The sequence below is a fragment of the Acinetobacter tjernbergiae DSM 14971 = CIP 107465 genome (assembly GCF_000374425.1).
In the GTDB taxonomy this organism is placed as follows: domain Bacteria; phylum Pseudomonadota; class Gammaproteobacteria; order Pseudomonadales; family Moraxellaceae; genus Acinetobacter; species Acinetobacter tjernbergiae.
In genome coordinates this window covers 51,216-66,622 of record NZ_KB894367.1, presented here as the reverse complement: position 1 = coordinate 66,622, position 15,407 = coordinate 51,216, and the positions used below count along the sequence as shown (strand labels likewise).

14 protein-coding genes are annotated in these 15,407 nt (G+C 38.7%); 8 read left to right on the top strand and 6 right to left on the bottom strand.

Going from position 1 to position 15,407, the window contains the following annotated elements:
* Positions 1–163 precede the first annotated feature (163 nt).
* Positions 164–1,516 carry a glutathione-disulfide reductase gene (gorA, locus tag C502_RS0111890; RefSeq protein WP_018679045.1) on the top strand — a complete coding sequence of 451 codons (1,353 nt, stop codon included), beginning with the start codon at positions 164–166 and terminating at the stop codon, positions 1,514–1,516.
* A 71-nt stretch (positions 1,517–1,587) separates the two neighbouring features.
* On the opposite strand, the gene C502_RS0111885 is transcribed toward gorA, so the two are convergent.
* From C502_RS0111885 to C502_RS0111865, 6 genes are all read right to left on the bottom strand, one after another.
* Positions 1,588–2,787 (bottom strand): acyl-CoA dehydrogenase family protein, encoded by a 1,200-nt coding sequence (locus C502_RS0111885; protein ID WP_018679044.1) that lies wholly within the window; start codon positions 2,785–2,787, stop codon positions 1,588–1,590.
* A 15-nt stretch (positions 2,788–2,802) separates the two neighbouring features.
* Entirely contained in the window at positions 2,803–4,089 is a 1,287-nt protein-coding gene (locus tag C502_RS0111880) for an acyl-CoA dehydrogenase family protein (RefSeq protein WP_171067629.1), read from the bottom strand.
* Between the two features lie 225 nt (positions 4,090–4,314).
* Entirely contained in the window at positions 4,315–4,623 is a 309-nt protein-coding gene (locus C502_RS19550; RefSeq protein ID WP_228129338.1) for a hypothetical protein, read from the bottom strand.
* 83 nt (positions 4,624–4,706) lie between these two features.
* Positions 4,707–4,985 carry a hypothetical protein gene (locus C502_RS19545; protein ID WP_018679041.1) on the bottom strand — a complete coding sequence of 93 codons (279 nt, stop codon included), beginning with the start codon at positions 4,983–4,985 and terminating at the stop codon, positions 4,707–4,709.
* A gap of 184 nt (positions 4,986–5,169) precedes the next feature.
* Complete coding sequence (locus C502_RS0111870) at positions 5,170–6,546, bottom strand: ABC1 kinase family protein (protein WP_018679040.1); 1,377 nt, start codon at positions 6,544–6,546, stop codon at positions 5,170–5,172.
* A 193-nt stretch (positions 6,547–6,739) separates the two neighbouring features.
* Entirely contained in the window at positions 6,740–7,045 is a 306-nt protein-coding gene (locus tag C502_RS0111865; protein ID WP_018679039.1) for a hypothetical protein, read from the bottom strand.
* Positions 7,046–7,213: 168 nt separating this feature from the next.
* On the opposite strand from C502_RS0111865, the gene ybaK reads away from it, so the two are divergent.
* From ybaK to C502_RS0111830, 7 genes are all read left to right on the top strand, one after another.
* A complete protein-coding gene (ybaK, locus tag C502_RS0111860; protein WP_018679038.1) occupies positions 7,214–7,681 on the top strand; it encodes a Cys-tRNA(Pro) deacylase in 468 nt (155 codons plus the stop codon).
* 355 nt (positions 7,682–8,036) lie between these two features.
* Entirely contained in the window at positions 8,037–9,821 is a 1,785-nt protein-coding gene (locus tag C502_RS0111855) for an IucA/IucC family protein (protein WP_018679037.1), read from the top strand.
* Positions 9,814–11,295, top strand: a complete 1,482-nt coding sequence (locus C502_RS0111850; protein WP_018679036.1) for a lysine N(6)-hydroxylase/L-ornithine N(5)-oxygenase family protein — start codon at positions 9,814–9,816, stop codon at positions 11,293–11,295. Before C502_RS0111855 ends, C502_RS0111850 begins: the two co-directional genes overlap by 8 nt.
* Positions 11,292–13,109, top strand: coding sequence for an IucA/IucC family protein (locus C502_RS0111845; protein ID WP_018679035.1), 1,818 nt, complete (start codon positions 11,292–11,294; stop codon positions 13,107–13,109). Before C502_RS0111850 ends, C502_RS0111845 begins: the two co-directional genes overlap by 4 nt.
* 33 nt (positions 13,110–13,142) lie before the next feature.
* Positions 13,143–13,790, top strand: a complete 648-nt coding sequence (locus C502_RS0111840; RefSeq protein ID WP_018679034.1) for a GNAT family N-acetyltransferase — start codon at positions 13,143–13,145, stop codon at positions 13,788–13,790.
* The gene (locus C502_RS0111835; protein ID WP_018679033.1) at positions 13,787–14,158 is read left to right on the top strand and encodes a hypothetical protein; all 372 of its coding nucleotides are present in this window, start codon (positions 13,787–13,789) and stop codon (positions 14,156–14,158) included. Before C502_RS0111840 ends, C502_RS0111835 begins: the two co-directional genes overlap by 4 nt.
* A complete protein-coding gene (locus C502_RS0111830) occupies positions 14,155–15,405 on the top strand; it encodes an MFS transporter (RefSeq protein ID WP_018679032.1) in 1,251 nt (416 codons plus the stop codon). The genes C502_RS0111835 and C502_RS0111830 overlap by 4 nt, the downstream gene beginning before the upstream one ends.
* The last annotated feature ends 2 nt before the right edge of the window (positions 15,406–15,407 follow it).

Sequence of the window (15,407 nt, the reverse complement as noted above, 5' to 3'; positions counted from 1 at the left end):
CTGTATTTGACTTAGCCAAAATAATAAGTATTGCATGATCATGGTTAAAGGAAAAAAGATGATATGAGTTTTTAACAGCAAATTTTTTAACAATTATTTCTGATGAAGCTTGCTACTCTGTGATGAGTATAAAAAAATTTCTAGAAAATTTGGCGGAGTAACAATGACAAAACATTATGATTATATTGCGATTGGTGGTGGTAGTGGCGGGATTGCATCTGTTAACCGTGCTGCAATGTATGGCAAAAAATGCGCCTTGATTGAGAAAGGTGAGATTGGTGGAACTTGTGTGAATGTCGGGTGTGTCCCGAAAAAGGTCATGTGGTATGCCGCACATATCGCTGAATCTATTCAAAAATATGCTCCTGATTATGGCCTCAATAGCAAAGTTGAATCATTCGATTGGCAAACACTCGTCAATAACCGCCAAGCCTATATAGAGCGTATCCATCAATCCTACCAAAATAGCCTAAGCAAAAATAAAGTTGATCTCATTCAAGGTGAAGCACGTTTTATTGATATTCATACGATTGACGTGAATGGTGAACGATTTACCGCAGACCATATTCTGATTGCTACAGGTACACAGCCGTCATTGCCTAATATAGAAGGGGTCGAATATGGTATTGATTCAAATGGTTTCTTTGAACTACCAGCCTTACCAAAAACAACCGCAGTGGTTGGTTCTGGTTATATTGCGGTTGAATTAGCTGGAGTGTTGAATGCTTTAGGTTCTCAGGTTGGACTATTTATTCGTAAGGATTTACCTGTAAGACGTTTTGATTCTTTTTTAAGTGAAACCTTGGTTGAGGTAATGCAGACGGATGGTATTGCAGTTCATAAGCAAGCTATCCCACAGAAAGTCACCAAAAATGCTGATGGTTCTGTGGTGTTACATTTGGAAAATGGTGAAATGCATACCGTAGATTACTTGATTTGGGCAACAGGTCGAGAGCCGAATACCGCAAGCCTGAATTTAGATAAAGCGAATGTTCAACTTGATGAGCGAGGCTATATTCAAGCCGACAAATTCCAGAATACGTCGCAACAGGGTATTTATGCGGTGGGTGATATTATCGGAAAAATGGAACTTACACCTGTAGCTGTTGCAGCAGGGCGAAGATTATCTGAAAGATTATTCAATAATAAACCAGATGAACATTTAGATTATGAAAATATTCCGACTGTGGTATTTAGCCATCCTCCAATAGGAACGGTGGGGATTACTGAGCAAGAAGCTATTGAACAATATGGTCAGCAAGCGGTAAAAGCCTATAACTCATCTTTTACTGCAATGTACAGTGCCATTACGCAACATCGGCAACCGACTAAAATGAAGCTAGTTTGTGTTGGTGAGGATGAAAAAGTTGTCGGTATTCATGGAATCGGTTTTGGCATGGATGAAATTCTTCAAGGTTTTGCGGTTGCCTTAAAAATGGGAGCCACTAAAAAGGACTTTGATAATACAGTGGCAATTCATCCAACCTCAGCAGAAGAGTTTGTGACGATGCGATAGTAATGCATAGCATATGAAAATAAAAAGGGCGTAAATAACGTCCTTTTTAAATTGGTTGCTTAAATGGATATTTATTTCAATTCACTCGAAGATTTACCCAATTCACGGCGAGCAATGATGAGCTGTTGAATTTGTTGTGTACCTTCAAAAATATCCAAAATTTTTGAGTCACGTGCCCATTTTTCTAATAACTCATCTTCGCCATAACCTACGCTTGCAGCCAACTCGACGCATTTAAGCGTAATTTCATTACCAACACGTCCAGCTTTTGCTTTAGCAATAGAAGCCTCCTTAGAGTTTGGCTTTTTATTGTCAGCCATCCATGTGGCTTTAATCATAAGTAGGCGAGCAGCTTCCCACTCAGCTTCCATGCGATAGATTTGAGCAGCCAAATTTGATGTTTGCAAATAAGGTGTTTTGTAGTCTGGATCAAGCTGATCTTTAAAGATTTCTTTAATACGTTCTAAAGATGCCTTTGCACAACCGATTGCCATTGCTGCAACAAGTGGGCGAGTGTTATCAAAGGTTTCCATAACACCAGCAAAACCTTTAGCTACATCTATTTCAGGATTACCCAATAAATTTGCAGCGGGCACGCGACAGTCAATAAAACTAATCACTGCTGTGTCAGATGCTTTGATTCCAAGTTTATGTTCAAGGCGTTCTACTTTCATGCCTGCTGTACCTTTTGGTACAACGAAAGATTTGATCGCAGCCCGACCAAGCTTTTTATCTAGTGTTGCCCAAACCACAACTGAGTCTGCACGATCACCAGAAGTGACAAAGATTTTTTCACCATTTAAGATGTAATCATCACCATCTTTGGTTGCGGTTGTACGAATAGCTGCTGAGTCTGAACCACATCCTGGTTCGGTAATTGCCATAGCAGCCCAAGTACCTTTGAAACGTTCAAGTTGCTCATCATTCGCGACTGCTGCAATTGCAGAGTTTCCTAAGCCTTGACGTGGCATACTGAGCAATAAACCTGTATCACCATAGCACATTTCAATAATGCCAAGCGCCGCAGACATATTGCCACCATTCACAACTGCATCTGGGTTCGCTGTACCTCGTTTACTAGCATTGGCTGCACCGACACCTTCACCACTTTCATTCATGCCGTCTAATAGCGCAGCGAGCATATCTAATTCTTTTGGATATGCATGTTCTGCTTTATCATATTTACGTGAAATGGGGCGTAATACATTTAGTGCAGTTTCATGTGCCTGATCAATCAACATTTTAAATTTTTTCGGATTTTGTAAGTTCATTCTTATTCTCCAAAATTAAGCATGTAAGCCAGAATGTAAGATTGCTGTCGCACGTAAATCACGATACCAACGTTCAACAGGGTGCTCTTTGGTAAAACCATGACCACCTAAGATTTGTACGCCATCAGTACCGATTTTCATTGATTTTTCAGCACAAAGTAAGCGAGCAAGATACGCTTCACGATGGAAAGGTTTACCTGCTTCAGCCAAGCTTGCTGCATTTAAAACCAACATACGCATGGCATCAATTTCAATGGCCATATCGGCAATCATGAAAGCAACACTTTGACGATGAGAGATTGGTTCGCCAAAAGCAGTACGTTCATTGGCATATTTAATACAGTAAGCTTTGATTGCTTCACCTGTACCAATCGCCATGGCACACCACATTAAGTTTCCAAGATCGACAAATGCAGTGTAATCAAAGTCAGCATCGCCTAAACGCAAAGCAGGGGTTTGGTTGAATTGAAGTGTTGCGGTTTCAGTTGCTTTTAGCCCCATTGCTGGATTAGCTTTGATTGAAATACTTTCATTCGATTGAACAATGAAAATATCAGGCTGACCATTAAACTCAGCACTGACGAGAAATACATCTGCCGTATCACCTAGGATTACTAACGTTTTTTCACCAGTAATCAGCAATTGACCATTATTTTCAGTTGCTTTGGTTTTTAACTGGAATGGATTAAATGCAGGCGTTGCTTCTTGAAAAGCGAATGACGCCGTAATATCTGTATCTTCTGCAAAGCAAGGCAAATACATAGACTGAACTTGGGTAGAACCCCAACGTGTAATCGCATTAATCACACTGAACGTGCTAAGTAGACCAGCGGTTAAACTAAAATCACCTTTTGCAAGACTTTCAGCGATTAAGATGTTACTCACAATATTTTGTTCGGCAGCAACACCACCTAAAGCTTCTGGCAAAGCATAGTAATTAAGACCTAGATCAACGAGATGCTGCCATAGCTCTTCAGGGAATTGAGCATTGTGATCCGCATCATGTGCTAAAGCATATAAAACTTCTTCAGCAAATTGTGACATAGCATCCACAGTCATCTGCTGTTCTTCAGTCAGGCTGAGATCGAATAAATTTTTATTGACCTGAGTTGGCAGGCGTTGTTTATCGACAGGTTGAGGCTTGAATGCTTTTTGTGTTGTATTTAGCACTTTAAAGCCTGTTTTTGAGCCTTGATATAATGATTTCTCTACAAATTTTCTTAATTTGAGTTGATCAAGTACTTCGCTTCCTGCGATTTTTGTGATTAGTGATAGCCCGAAGCCTTGAGCCTTATTCATCATATTCGACATGATTTTATCCTAGAGGATGGTTGTAAAATTATGCTGACATGCTCTAGGTTAAAAAACTATGTCTTCTTTGACATGGACTATGGATAAAGATAAAGGGCAGTTGATATGCTAATTTTATATTATTCTATTGTTTTTTAATGATATTAAAAAATATTAGAAAAATACTTGTGAAGAAAATTGACCAAACTGACAAAGTCAATTGGCTGAATATAAATGCTATTCAAAAAACAGTAATTCATTGGATGGTGTGACCATATCTAAATACTGGTCTATACGTATATCTTTAAACTCATATTTACTCCATATCAGCCCTGCATAAAAATCTATGAATTGCAGTTCCTTGGTTGTTCGGCTGTCAAATGGTTTTATATTCAAGCTTTCATTTTCAATATCATTCAACTGAGCACATTCAGCTAGCATTTGTTTTAAATATATTTCAAGATTCCAACCAACATTCACTTTCTCACAACGGGAATCAGGCATAAAATCAATGTGTTTATACTTACATAAATGATCTAACAACATGGTTTTAACCATGTAATTGTATAGTGCATTTGGATCATTTCTGAGTTTGCTTTTCACTCTTTTCTTGTTAACAGTGATTGAAATTAATTTAATATCAGGATGATCACAATATGCAACTTGAGGAGTTGCTTGATGAACTGTTCTTTTTCTTTTGAACTTAAATCGTAGGATTTCAACTCGTTGCTAAAAGGGCGTTTTCTGGCTTTATAAAAACCTGTCACAATGCGATTGAGATGCTTTGTCTTTTCCTTAGGACAGAGTACACTGGCAATTGTTAAGGTTCGGCTAGAGCCACCTTTCCCATAAGGTGCAGTGAATGTCCAGCCTAAATCACCACTTTCATCTAAATAGATTGCAACCATTCAAATCCCAAAAAGACAAAAAGCCCATAAATGGGCTTTAAGATAAGCGTGTAACCTATTATTGGTGAACTTACAGAACGCTTACGATCATAACGGCATTTATCGCAATGGCTCTAGGCTGATTATTTATAACATCTCCGTTATTACAGTTCCATTATTATGCAAATATGCAATGCAAACTGTATTATTTTGCAAACTGACGAATCATTTTACGAACATTGGTCTTTGCTTCAATCACCGTCATGAAGGTATAAGCACCAATAAATTTACGGCTGATAAACATAAATTCTTTAGGCGGAATAGAAAAATAACGAGATGCCATAGACTGAGCCGCTTGTTGCATTACTCGACTATGGAGTTGGCTTTTTTTCCAATCATAGCGTTCCTGATCATCCATCACACCTGTTGGCATGTCAGGATTATTACTTGGACAACTAAATGCTTCTGTTGCAATTAGAAAAACATCCGCCATTCCAGGTTTAATACTTTCAGGCATTGCATCAAAAAAATCATAGCCTGTCATGGCTTGAACCATTGCATTTTTGTCATGGCTATAACCTGCATGAATCAAATTACGAGCAACGCTAAGTAAATTGTCATCAAAATGGCGAATAGCACCAAAGTCGAGTAAAACTATTTTATCTTTTACATCATCACCATTACCTAAACGAACAAGGTAATTACCAAAGTTCGGATCGGTTTGCATTTCACCCCAATCAAACAATTCACGTACAGCAATTTCTAAAGATGCTTCGCCGATTTGATTTCGACGTTCTTGAGGCAAAGAGAGCATGACTGGACTATTAACCGGTACACCACGCTCGAAGGTCATACACAGTACTTTTTCAGCACAAAGTTCATCAACGATTTGTGGGACAATATATCGTGGGTCATCTTTCAGGCGTTCAGCAAAACGCCGTGTTGTCGCAGCTTCGATATCATAATCTACTTCACGATGCATCATCTCACGGACTTCATCAAACCATTGATCAAATTCCCGGGTTTGTGGCACCATGCGAGTGAGTTTTAGCATGTTCTTAAAAAGGTTCATATCCGAATCAATTGCTTCTGCAACACCTGGATATTGGATTTTTAAAACAAGTTCTAAACCATCTGATTTACGTGTTGCACGGTGTACTTGCGCAAGTGAAGCTGTGCCAATTGGTTCATGATCAATCGTGAGTTCATTTAATTTTGAACCTAACTGTTCTTGCAGATGCACTTTAATTGCAGGCCAAGCCAATGCCACTGTTTGATTGTTTAGCGTATTTAAAGCTTGTGTGATTTCTTCTGGTAGGAAATGTTCGCCGTATAAAGCCATCATTTGTCCAATCTTAACGATTGAACCTTTTAATTTTCCAATTTCAGAAACTAAGTAGTGGGCTTGGTCAGCCATAGCTTTTTTACGTTTCTTTTCTTTTTCTTCTTCACTAGAAAAGATAGACGTAGCACTTGCAGTTGCCCAACGAGTTCCAGCAAGCAAAGACGCTTTTGCAATAGATAAGCGACGATCCACAGAGGAGGTTTTTAGATTCTTAAGCTTATCGTTCTGATCTGACATGAAAGAAAAATCCTATGCTGAAATCGGAGGGTTGAAAGCTGAGGCTTAAATTGTAGCGGATATTACAGCTTTTGAACGTATTAAAATAGTTCAATATCTTGAATTATCAGTCTAAATTTGTGAAATAAATCAAAATATAGAAATAGCCTAAGCATTTTTTTGATTCTAAATTCTAGATAATTTTACACTTGTCCTAAAGCTTAAACTGAATTTTTAATGTTGATTTACGCATTAAAATAGACCGGTTCATATGAATATGCTTAATCAGCATACGTTTAACAAGACTGTGATGGAAACCTAAAGCATGTGCTTTGACGATGATAATACTGGGAAGAGTGAAGAAAAAATACTTGGTATCGTCTAAAGTTGCATTTTCAAAAATTCCTTCCTCAATAAGCGTATGCCGTAAAAACTGTTTTTCTGCTTGGACAGTAGGTGATACCTCGTCATCCCAGTAGTTTTGGCGCATAGCCATTAAATTATTATGTTTGTAACTCATAAATACTTTGAGCCTATTCCTAACATCTTTAGATGAATATATGAGGATGGGAAATGAATTATCAAGAAAATAATACTTTAGCTAAATAGCCTAAGTAAATTTTAACTTTTATTTGAAAATGCTACACTTATCCCACTTTTAATCTCATACAAAAAATACTGACTCACTATGACACCTGCTTGTAAACTATTAGAAAAAAATAAAATATCGTTCTCTATTCATGAATATGAACACGATACAAATGCAAAAAGTTTTGGGCTTGAAGCTGCAGAAAAATTGAATTTAAAAGCTGAAGAAGTATTTAAAACATTAATGGTGACGGATGAAAAGAATTATTTCATCGCAATTTTACCTGTCAATCATCAGCTTAATCTTAAAAAAGTTGCAACAGCTGTAGGATGTAAAAAACTACAAATGGCAAATCCTAAAGATGCTGAACGCTTAACAGGTTATCTGGTAGGGGGAATTAGTCCTTTAGGACAGAAAAAGCGCTTGAAAACCATGATAGATGAAACAGCGAAATCATTTTCAAAAATCTATGTCAGTGGTGGTAAGAGGGGACTAGATATTGGACTTGACCCTCAAGATTTGGCTCAATTATTAAATGCTGTATTTATGGATATCCTTGATATTTAGTCGGAATCCTATAAAAATCCATAATTTATCCATTGTTTTCTGATAAGTAAAGTCTATCGTAAATGATAATATTATCATTTAAACTCATGGCAAAATTGAGGTCTTTTGACACATTTTTTAATCTATCTAAAATAAAAATCAATTAATTCAATATTTTGACTGAAGAGTTCTTTTTTTGAATTTCTATTGAAATATCAAATAATAATAATTATCATTATTTCCATTCTTAGAGTTTACATCTAAGTTCAGAAACATAAATGAAATTAAAGCAACTGTTCAAAGACTTAAATCTTATAAATTTATAGCTCCTTCTAGGACAGGCTTATTTTGCTCTTTTGTGAAGAGGATTCGTCAGATGCAACAACTTGCCAATCGATTGGCGATGCAACATTTCGTCAATGCATACACGCAAGAAACTGGCAAAGGTCATTTGCTTAATAATGATCAACAAAATTCACAACAACAAGCGTTTAGCCAAGGTTTGACGCTGTTATTCATCCCCATTCACTCCATCCAAGCATATTGTTATTTCCCTTTATCCTATGTCAGTCGGGTAGGACGGCACCGTTTAGCAAATCTTCCGCAAATTATTATTCATGGACAAATCAAAACTTTAAGCCCTGTTACAATTATAGGTCTCCTGCTTGAAGAACTGGTTCTTGAATCTTCGATTCCATTAGATGCTGCTTCATTGGTTGAAAAATGGATTCAAAGTCGGGATGCGTTACAACAGTTTTTAGTACGACGTGAAGAAGACTTTAATGATCTTGTTAAAGCAGGTCAGAGTTTTATTGAAACTGAACAAGCTTTGATTCTGGGGCATAGCATGCATCCAGCACCGAAAAGTAGAACAGGGTTTGTGCATGAAGATTGGTTAAAGTTCTCTCCTGAACATAAAGGCAAGACACAACTGTATTATTGGTTGGTTCATCAAGACTATATTTCTGAGGGTAGTGCCACTGATGAAAGTATTTCAGCCCAATTGAAAACTGCTTTACAGTGGTATTTATCTGAACAAGATATCAATCTATTAAAAACCCATGCTGAATATAAGTTACTACCTTTACATCCTTGGCAAGCGCGTTACTTACAAAGTAAACCATGGTTCGAACGCCTTAAACAAACAGGACAACTGATTGATTTAGGCTTGCGTGGCTGGCAATTTTCGCCAACAACATCGATTCGTACACTTGCGAGTTTTAATGCACCTTGGATGGTGAAACCCTCACTTTCAGTGATGATCACCAACTCTATTCGGGTAAATTTAGCCAAAGAATGCCACCGTGGTGAACTGACACATCGTCTATGGCACAGTGAATTGGGTCAGAATATTTTAAAACAGTGCCCAAGCTTAAAAGCGGTGAATGATCCAGCGTGGATTGCTTTAAAAATTGATGATGAAGTGGTGAATGAAAGTATCTGTATTTTCCGCGATCAGCCATTCCATCCACAGCAACAAGTGACTTGTATTGCTTCTTTATGTCAGGATCATCCAAGTAAACCGCTCAATCGTTTTAATACTTTATTTGCAAAAATCGCAAAAGCACATCATGAAACTGATTTTTCAGAGATTGCGCTAGATTGGTTTAATCGTTTCCTTGAAGTCAGTTTGCAACCTTTAATGTATGTCTACCATCGTTATGGTATGGCTTTTGAATCACATCAGCAAAATGTGTTATTGGAGCTAGAGAATCATTTTCCAAAAACCTTGTGGATACGAGATAACCAAGGTTTCTATTATATTGAAGAGTTTGCCACTGAAATTCTGCAAGCCTTACCTGAGCTGAAAGAAAAAGCTTTTGCTGTTGGCCCTAAAGATTTTGTCGATGAACGTTTTAGCTATTATTTTTTTGGTAATACCTTGTTCGGCATAATCAATGCGATTGGTGCAACAGGCTATATCACCGAAGATGAATTGCTTGAACATTTAAAAACTTTCTTACAGGTGCAATTACAGCAATATCCAGACAGTACCTTATTACAGGGGTTATTGTTCAATCCAACTTTACCTTATAAGGGTAATTTACTGACTCGTTTGCATGAGTTAGATGAACTGATCGCACCTGTCGAAAATCAATCTGTCTATGTACAACTGCCAAATCCGCTGCGTATTTCACAGAAGGATGTCAGTTATGCTTGATTTTATTGGAATTGGTCTAGGACCATTTAATTTAAGTCTTGCCAGTCTGCTACAGAATAAAAGTGCATTAAACTATGCATTTTTCGAGCAAAAAGCTCAATTCGATTGGCATGCAGGAATGCAGTTACCCAATACGGTATTACAAGTGCCATTTATGGCGGATTTGGTGTCGATGGTTGATCCAACCAGTCCATTCAGTTTCTTGAATTATCTGCGTCATCATCAACGTTTATATAAATTCTATTTCTTAGAGCAACCACATATTCCACGTTGTGAATATAACCATTATTGCCAATGGGTTGCAGAACAGCTTGACTGTATTGAATACCAATCTCGTGTTTTGATGATTGAACCTCAAACCATCGGTTTTAAGGTACTAGTTGAGTCAGAAGGGATTCAGCACAGTTATTTATGCCATCATTTGTTGATTGGAAGCGGCAATGTGCCTTATTTGCCTGAATGTCTGGCAAAAGTTCAGCAACAGCAACCACAAAAATGTCTGCATTCAGCTCAATATATGACGCATGCTGATACGGATTTACATGGCGATGTGGTGGTGCTTGGTTCAGGGCAATCTGCGGCTGAAGTCTTTATTGATCTGTTTGATAAACAGCAAGATGAGGCAAATCATTCATTTGATTTGCATTGGTTTACCCGCTCTCAAGGTTTTTTCCCAATGGAGTATGCACCATTGGGACTGGAGCACTTTAGCCCTGACTATGCGCAGCATTTTTATGATTTGCCAGTCGAGAAAAAAGAGCAGCAATTGCAGCAGCAAGCTTTGTTGTACAAGGGGATCAGTGCAAAAACCATTCGTGAAATCTATCAAAAGTTTTATCATCGCAGCATCGCGGGTCAAAGTTTACAAACACATTTACATAGCCAATGTGATTTGAAAGATGCCGAAGTGTTGGATACACAAAAGATTCGACTGCATTTCCAACATCGTGCCACGGCGCAAAGCTTCCATCTTGATTGTGATTTCCTCGTTGCAGCAACAGGTTATTTTACGCCTGACTTTGGTTTTATGCAGTTGCTGAAACCTTATATTGAATTTGATCATAAACAGCGCTGGCAAATTACCGAGGACTATCGGGTTGTACATCATCTGAATGGTCATATTTTTGTTCAAAATCAAGAAATGCATAGTCATGGGGTTGGTACACCAGACTTAGGTCTTGGCGCTTATCGTGCAGCTACGATTATTAATCAATTGGCTGAGCGTCAGATTTATGAGCTTGGGCAACAGGTACAGACTTTCCAGCATTTTAACCTCTCTCAAAATCCTAAAATTTGTATTTCAGACGATAAAACACGTTCTGATGACTGTCTTTGTGAAAAAGCGGTCAGCAAAAATCACTCAATTTTAAAGAAAACAGAACAGAACGCGATTACGACACATTCGGGTAATCGTTCTGCAAACACGCGGACACAGACTGCTTCTGTACATTCAACTTATGAGAAACTGATATGAACTTTGCAACTTTAAAAATTAATCAGCAGCAATGGCGTGCCGCTGGGCAGCGTCTCATTGAAATGGCGATTGCAGAGTTTCTATATGAAGAAATTATTGAAGTTAAAGCCTTATCAGTAGGACGTTATCAGCTCGATCTCGGCAATCGTCATTATGAATTTCAAGGTCATCAATATCGACTTGGGCACTGGAATATTCAGGAAGGTTCGGTACGTGATGTAACCAATGGTCAGCAGAGTGATCAGCCTGCTTGGAATTTACATGAGTTTATTGTCGCAATGTCTGACAGTTCCAATGTAAAGCCATTCACCAAAGCGTATTTGATTAAGGAAATGAATAATACTTGGTTGGCAGAAGCACATTTGTTCAATGAAACGCGTTTGCCAAGTGCTGCGGTTTTAACTGAATCGCATTATAAAGTTGAAGGCATGTTACGCGGTCATCCTTGGTTGATTATGAGTAAGGGGCGTATGGGCTTTGGTTATGATGATTATTTAAGTGCTGCACCAGAGCTATCACCAGAAGTCAAAGTATTATGGTTGGCAGTACATCGTAATTTGGCTGAGTTCCGCAGTACTGAACAATGGGATGCTTGTGCTTTGTATCAACATGAGTTTGATGCAAATGAACTTGAACAATTCATTGATGTTCTAAAAGAAAAAAATCTCGACCCTCAAAATTATTTTTTGATTCCTGTGCATGCTTGGCAATGGCATCAATGGCTCGTTCCAACTTATGCCAATCAAATTGTCGATCAAAAAATTATTGAGTTGAATATTAGCCAAGATAGCTATGTGCCCATGCAGTCTATTCGCACACTATGTAATACATCCAACTTACAACGTCATTACATTAAACTGCCAGTGAGTATTTTTAACACGGCTGTTTATCGTGGATTACCTTCAAAACGTAATCTTGCAGCGCCTGCTGTTACTGCATGGTTAAAGCAAATTCATCAACAAGATCAAGACTTACAAAAAACAGGTGTGATTTTCTTGGGTGAAGTGGCGACCTTAACGATTCATCAACCGTGTTTTGACCAAATTGAAGGTGCGCCTTATCAATTTAAAGAACTCTTTGGCTGCTTATGGCGTGAAAGTGTCGGTCGCTATGTTGACCCATCACAGCAAGTACTTTCTCAAGCAGCGCTATTACACCGAGATATTTCAGGTCAATCCATCCTCAGTGTACTGATTCAAGCATCAGGTTTAAGCCCTTTAGCTTGGTTAGCGCAATTTGCGCAAGTCTGCTTAAGTCCGTTATTGCTTTGCCTGTATCGCTATGGTTTAGCTTTTTCACCGCATGGTGAGAACACCATGTTGGTGCATGAAAATGGCGTGCCGAAAGCATTGGTTTTAAAAGACTTTATCGATGATATCAATTTGGTGGATGAAGATTTCCCTGAATTAGGTCAACTGCCATCTGAAGCTAATTTGTTATTACGTCATGAAGCAACCGATTTAAGTCATTTCATTTTCACAGGTCTGTTCATGGTGCATTACCGTTATATCTGTAATGTGTTCTTGCAAGATTATCCTGAATATTCAGAACTTGATTTCTGGCAAACCATTTCCAACGTTATCGTTGAGTTTAACCAACAGCATCCTGAATTGGCTGAACGTGCTGAAAAATTTGCCATGTTACGACCAACTTACACCAAGATTTGTTTGAACCGTGTGCGTCTATTTACCACAAGTTATAACGATGAAGCAGAACGTCCTGTGCCTGTTTTCCTAGATCCAATTGCAAACCCTGTGAGCCCAGAGACATTGGCGGAATGGGGTACTCAACAAGCTAAATCTAAAGCTGGCTAACTATTTCTAAGATTGAATAAATAAAGGTCTGATATGAACACAATCTCTCAGCGACTCCCTGATTATTATGAATACCATGAGAATGGGACGCAATATTATTTAAGACAAGTGCAATATCCACAAGATATTCCTTTATTACATCAATGGATGCATGAGCCACATGTGATTCCACAATGGCAATTGAATAAATCTGCACTGGATTTGCAGGTGTATTTCGACAAGATGCTTGCAGATGACCACCAACGTTTATTGATTGTGGGTGTGGATGGCAAAGATGTGGGTTATACCGAAATCTATGAAGGTAAACGAGATCGTTTAGGTCGTTATTACGAGGGTGATGACCATGATCTAGGCTGGCATCTACTTTTTGGCGATAAGTCTGTATTTGGTAAAGGATTTTTGCGTCCAACTATTCGCTTGCTCAGTTTCTATATTTTTGAAAATTCTCAAGCCAAAAAAATTGTGGGTGAACCAGATCATACGGTTAAGCCTTATGCAGCAGTGGTCGAGGAGATGTGCTACGAAAGCCAACGTCTCATTCCAATGGCTGAGAAAACTGCCATGTTGTACTACTGCTTTAGAGAAACTTTTTATAACAAGTTTGGTCAATCTCTCCAAACATCACAGCAATTACAACAACAGCTCGCAGATCAGCCAGCCAAAGTCCTGAGTGTTACATGAGTTTATCAATCAATGAGATGCACATCTTAGACATGCGTTTTGCCGCGCATGTCTCGGTGGCAGAATTTGAACAATGGTTAGCGCATATTCAACAATATTTCGAGCAAAAAAGAAATTTTGTGCTGATTATGCAAACTGAGGTGAATACCGAATTTCCCGAAGAATATCGAGCAATTCAAGCGAAATGGTATAAGCAATATAAACCTGATTTTTATCAACATTGTTTGGGATTTGCACGTATTGCTCAAGATGAAGCAGATCGGATTCGATTGGACACGCCAGCTTTGCAAAAAGCGTGGCATGTGCCTTATTTCGTCAGTTTGAACCAAGCCGATGCTGTGCAATGGGCTGTGCAGAGGTGGTTATGAATCAACAATTGAATCATGACAATGCCTTCCCAATCAAAACAGTATCCACACTGAGCCTATCGGTTGTGGTGGTACTGTACCTAGCACATGCCTTACCACTGTATTTTTACAATGTGGCTTTACCTACGATTCTACGTCATCAAGGCGTGGATTTACGTTGGATTGGAATGTTGTCGCTATTGTATATCCCATGGGCGTTTAAGTTTTTTTGGGCACCATTGCTTGATCGTTTTTATTTGAAATCACTTGGTAAACGCAAAACTTGGCTGCTATTTACTCAGATTGCATTGGTTTTGGGCGTGGTGGCTTTGGCATTGACACAGTTTGACTATGGTTTAAGTGTCTTTGTGATTGTCGGTTTATGGATTTCAACCTTTGCTGCAACCCAAGATATTGCGATTGATGGTTATACCGTCGAAACATTTTCCGAGTCTGAATATCGCCTTGGCAGTATGGCGCAAAGTATTGGGGTTGCTTTAGGCAGTATGGTGGGGGGTGCTGGCACTTTATGGTTGTATCAACTCTATGGTTGGCAAACGGCATTGATTGCTTTAGCTGCAATGACAGCACTCACAATGTTGGCTATTTTCCAAATCAAAGAAAGATCGAATACAGAAAAAATTGCCAAGCAAGCACCGAGCCTCATCCGAGCATTTAAACGCCCTGAAATGTTATGGGCTTTGGCTTTGATTGTCTGTTATCGCGTGGTTGAAGCCCCCGCGATGGCCATGCTCAATCCCATGTTGATTGATCAAAAGTGGTCATTGGCACACATTGGCGTACTGATGTCTGTAGTCGGGGCTGGTGTCGGTTTATTGGCCGCAGTATCCGCAGCATTTTTATTAAAAAAATTAGCAGCGACTCAATTATTGATTTGGGCTGGTTGGGCACGAACTTTGATTTATGCCTTGCTTGGGGCTGCTGTCTTACTGAGTTGGTTTGATCAATGGCAAATGTTACTTGGTGTATTTGTCGTGGTCATTTTAGCCATTCGTTACGTTGCAATGACCGCTTTATATGCTCATTTCATGCAAACCAGTTCTAAGGAGCAAGCAGGAACAGACTTTACGATTTTAGTCTGTTTTGAGCTGCTTGTTTATTTCATTGGCGGAGCGATGTCGGGTTTCTTGGCTAAGGCATTTGGCTATGGAAATTTCTATCTCATTCTCGCAGCCGCATCTGTACTGAGCATCTTGCTCAGTCAAGTTCTAGTTCACAAAGCAAAACAAACGCAACAACATACCTAGGG

Excerpts from the sequence above, each read along its gene's own strand:
- gorA (WP_018679045.1), top strand. The coding sequence starts at position 164 with ATGACAAAACATTATGATTATATTGCGATTGGTGGTGGTAGTGGCGGG.
- C502_RS0111885 (WP_018679044.1), bottom strand. The coding sequence starts at position 2,787 with ATGAACTTACAAAATCCGAAAAAATTTAAAATGTTGATTGATCAGGCA.
- C502_RS0111880 (WP_171067629.1), bottom strand. The coding sequence starts at position 4,089 with ATGATGAATAAGGCTCAAGGCTTCGGGCTATCACTAATCACAAAAATC.
- C502_RS19550 (WP_228129338.1), bottom strand. The coding sequence starts at position 4,623 with ATGTTGTTAGATCATTTATGTAAGTATAAACACATTGATTTTATGCCT.
- C502_RS19545 (WP_018679041.1), bottom strand. The coding sequence starts at position 4,985 with ATGGTTGCAATCTATTTAGATGAAAGTGGTGATTTAGGCTGGACATTC.
- C502_RS0111870 (WP_018679040.1), bottom strand. The coding sequence starts at position 6,546 with ATGTCAGATCAGAACGATAAGCTTAAGAATCTAAAAACCTCCTCTGTG.
- C502_RS0111865 (WP_018679039.1), bottom strand. The coding sequence starts at position 7,045 with ATGAGTTACAAACATAATAATTTAATGGCTATGCGCCAAAACTACTGG.
- ybaK (WP_018679038.1), top strand. The coding sequence starts at position 7,214 with ATGACACCTGCTTGTAAACTATTAGAAAAAAATAAAATATCGTTCTCT.
- C502_RS0111855 (WP_018679037.1), top strand. The coding sequence starts at position 8,037 with ATGCAACAACTTGCCAATCGATTGGCGATGCAACATTTCGTCAATGCA.
- C502_RS0111850 (WP_018679036.1), top strand. The coding sequence starts at position 9,814 with ATGCTTGATTTTATTGGAATTGGTCTAGGACCATTTAATTTAAGTCTT.
- C502_RS0111845 (WP_018679035.1), top strand. The coding sequence starts at position 11,292 with ATGAACTTTGCAACTTTAAAAATTAATCAGCAGCAATGGCGTGCCGCT.
- C502_RS0111840 (WP_018679034.1), top strand. The coding sequence starts at position 13,143 with ATGAACACAATCTCTCAGCGACTCCCTGATTATTATGAATACCATGAG.
- C502_RS0111835 (WP_018679033.1), top strand. The coding sequence starts at position 13,787 with ATGAGTTTATCAATCAATGAGATGCACATCTTAGACATGCGTTTTGCC.
- C502_RS0111830 (WP_018679032.1), top strand. The coding sequence starts at position 14,155 with ATGAATCAACAATTGAATCATGACAATGCCTTCCCAATCAAAACAGTA.